We start from the raw sequence: 3329 nt of genomic DNA, 5'->3' as shown, positions 1-3329 counted from the left end.
GGCCTGGGATCATGGATGCCGACGGAGGCGAAGTAGTCGATGAACTTGACGTCGCCGCCCTGAATGCCCTTCTCCGAGGAGGAGAATGTGCCCCAGATCGCGGGAATACCGTAGGCCTGCGCGACGATGAGACCGTGGAGCGAGGTGGAGACGATGGCCTCGCACTCGCAGACCTCGTCAATGAACCTCTCGATCTCCCCGTAGCCGCAGCGGAGGATGTCTATCTCCTGAACCTCCGCGCTAAGTGCGAGGGGCTCGTCCGCGTGGACGTGGTGCCGCACGAGGCCAAGGGCGTAGCGCTTCTGCACCCGAGGCTGGTAGAGGATCGGCAGCAACAGGGCCGGGTCGCCGAAGACCTCCGGGCACTCGGCGCCGCTATCCAGCACGAGGCGCCGCGTTGCGGGGCCGCGGACCGCACAGTAGGTCGCCTCGGCGGATAGCCTGTCGGTCAGGCGGGGCGATCCCGATCCCCATACCCGAGTGTTGGCCTTCGCGAACTTGATGATGGACCCGATCGCGAGCACCCCGGCGCCGGGCGCCGAAAGCTTCGGCGGTGCGCCGGTGAGCTTCTCGATGACGTAAGGGTTGAGGACGTCTCCGAAATTTCCAGGGTAGGGCGTCTCCATCCACCACAGCGGTACCCTGCGAGTCCCAGCGCGAAGTTGGCGGGCCCTCTTCTCCAGGGAGAGTCGGAACAGGCGGTTCCGGAGGATGGCCTGAATTTTCGGATCGGGCACGGCCCGAAGGCGGTCGGCGATCTTGCCGGCGAGGATCAGGCGACCGCTCTCCAGGAGGAAGTCGAAATAGCCCAGCAGGAACTCGTGATGGCGCTGCGAGTGGCTCTCCTCCGCCTCGATCAGGCGCAGCCGCGCCTCGTACGCCTCCAGGGCATCGTCGAACAGCTTCTGGCGGCGCAGCACCCGGCCGAGCTTGTGGATGACGTCGTCCTGCTGCGGGTCCAACTCCGCCATTTTCCTCAGGTAGACTGTCGCTGGCAGGAGGTTGCCCTCCGCGACCTCGGCGGCCATGAGCGACTTCAGCGTTCGGAACTGGCGCTGTCTTTCGAACAGGCCAGCGGAGTGCTGGTCGACCTTGTCGATGAACTTCCGCACGTTGCCGGACAGGCCGAACCACACCCATGTATGGGAGGGTGCATCCTCGAAGGAGCCGCTGATCGAGAACCGTTTCGGCGGGAGGAGGAGGATCTCCATTTCATCCTTCGAAGTGCGCCAGGCCTCCTCGAGAAAATAGTCATCGGTCGCCTTGTTCTCGGCTCGCGCTTCCAGCTCGGCGATGCGCTCGGCGAAGCGGCGCCCGCCGTCCGTGTAGTTGAAGAAGAGGAAGCTGGGGCAGAACGTCCGCCCGAACATGACCGGGTCGTAGTCCTTAAGATAGGTGTAATTCCGCAAGATTGCGGCGAAGTCGAAGTTCGCCCCATCGAATACCGGAGGCTTCGCCAGGAGGCGGCTGTCCACGTCGATCCAGCAGATCGCCCCCTTGTGCTCTTCGAGCTTCCGGTGGAAAAGCCGGGCCTTCATGCGGCAGATGTCCGCCCAGTCGAAGCCTGCGGAGACTTCGAGTTCCTCGATGTCGTGGGGGATGCCCAGGCGTTCGCAGTCATCGATCAGCCGCTTGGCGGCCTCGTGATAGTAGCGGTCGCCGGCGTAGAAACTCACGAAGATTGGGTAGCGCATTCCCAGGTTATTGCTCCGACATCCGGGGGGAAGCCATCTGCGCCAGGGGGCGCGCAACTACGATGGAGGAGCCACACTCGCCCACCGAAAAGATCGGGACCGGCAGAAGCTCCTCGCCGCGGAGTTCGAACAGTCCGATGTCCTCCAGCGCAAGGTGAACGCTGAGCGTCTTAACGTCCTCCTCGGTTGGGCACATCGCATCCCAGCCGTCGACGAGGATGGTGGCGCCGCTGAAGCGCTTGATCGCCCGGAGCAGGAGGGTGGGGTCGGGATCAACGAGACGGACAAGGGACACCGGCGGCAGCCCGTTGGACCGCATCCAGTCGGTTGCCGCGTCCAGCGGATGCGCGCCGGATGGGAGCGGTTCGAGGTCGGCCGACGCAGAGCCGTTGATGCTGAGCGCTATGCGTCCGGCCATCCCATCGTCCTGGGGATGCAGGTCGAGCGACACGACCGGAATGTGTCCCACGCACGGCTGTACCGGCTGGGAGGCGTCAGCGCCCGTCGTCGGAAGCCCCACGTCGAGGAAGACGCCCTCTCCGCAAAGATCACGCACCACACTGGGGAGCGGGTCGGCTTGGCTTCGCTGGCGCTTCTGGCGTGGCTGAGGGGATTGCTCGGCGGTCTGCCCTTGGGGCGGTGACCGATCGGAAGGTGAAGCCTGGCTGGAGGAGGGGAGCTTACCGGGTCGTGGTTGAGATGGGGCGGCCACGCGCTCCGGAGGGACCCAGCCGCAGATGGCCGATCGGCCAAGAGCAGCCTCTCGCGGCCGGGCGTTGGGACGGAGCGCAGCCGACGGGTCCCGGATTGCGGCTGCGAGCAGGCCGATGTTCCGCGCTGCCGCGGCGCGAACGGCATCCACCTCGTCGCGCGCGGCTGGCACCGCGCGCCGGACGATCTCCTCGGCCACGAGAGGCGGCGCAGTCCCTTCCGAGACCTCGCTGGCAGCGCAGTCCAGCGAGGGGAGTGCGTGGGTGATCAGGCGCCCGATCTTGTCCTCACGGGAGCACACCGGCGCGACCGGGATGCCCGCGAGCGCGGCGAAGACGACTCCGTGGTAGCGGCTCGTCACGGCGAGGTCGGCGGAGGCATAGACGTCGAGCGTCGCGCGCACACCAAGCTCCGCGAGCTTCAAGCGCCGCGCACCGGTCGCCGCTTCGGCCCCGGCGCAGATTTCCTCATCGTCCGCTGAGTGCTGGGCGAGGATCACCTCGTGTGTCCCTTGGAGCGCCTCGACGAGCGCGATCGTGGTCTGCAGCGCGTAGCCTTCCTTGCCGGAAACCAGGTCGAGGCGCTTCCCGACGGACAGCAGCGCGATCGGTTTGGCGCCGCTGGTGCGGCGCTGTGACTGCCAGGCCGGATCAAGTTCGGGAAGCGTGAAGGCGAGATCAGCCGTGACCTGTATGCCGGCCAGTCCACACTCCCGGTCCAGGATCTCCGCGTCCGTAACGTCGCGGACGGTCGCGAGCGCTGCGAGGGGCAGGGCATCGCGGTACGCCGCTCGGCCAATCTCGGTCCGGATGCCTTGGGTCCCGACGCCGAGCACGGCGGCAGGGACCCCGCATTCGGCCGCGAAGCGCAGCGGCGCCGTGTAGTTGCCGACGTTGGGCACGTCTTTGTCGTAGAGGAGCCCAC

At 66.6% G+C, this 3329-nt stretch carries 2 protein-coding genes; both read right to left on the bottom strand.

The features are described 5' to 3' along the window. A partial coding sequence (locus tag IRZ30_RS16625) for a polysaccharide pyruvyl transferase family protein (RefSeq protein WP_294086782.1) occupies positions 1 to 1694 on the bottom strand: 1694 nt, incomplete at its 3' end. A gap of 7 nt (positions 1695 to 1701) precedes the next feature. Beyond that, a partial coding sequence (locus IRZ30_RS16620; protein WP_294086780.1) for a polysaccharide pyruvyl transferase family protein occupies positions 1702 to 3329 on the bottom strand: 1628 nt, incomplete at its 5' end.

This window comes from Sphaerobacter sp. (genome assembly GCF_019683595.1).
Taxonomy (GTDB): domain Bacteria; phylum Chloroflexota; class Chloroflexia; order Thermomicrobiales; family Thermomicrobiaceae; genus Sphaerobacter.
This window is presented reverse-complemented; position numbering and strand designations above follow the sequence as displayed.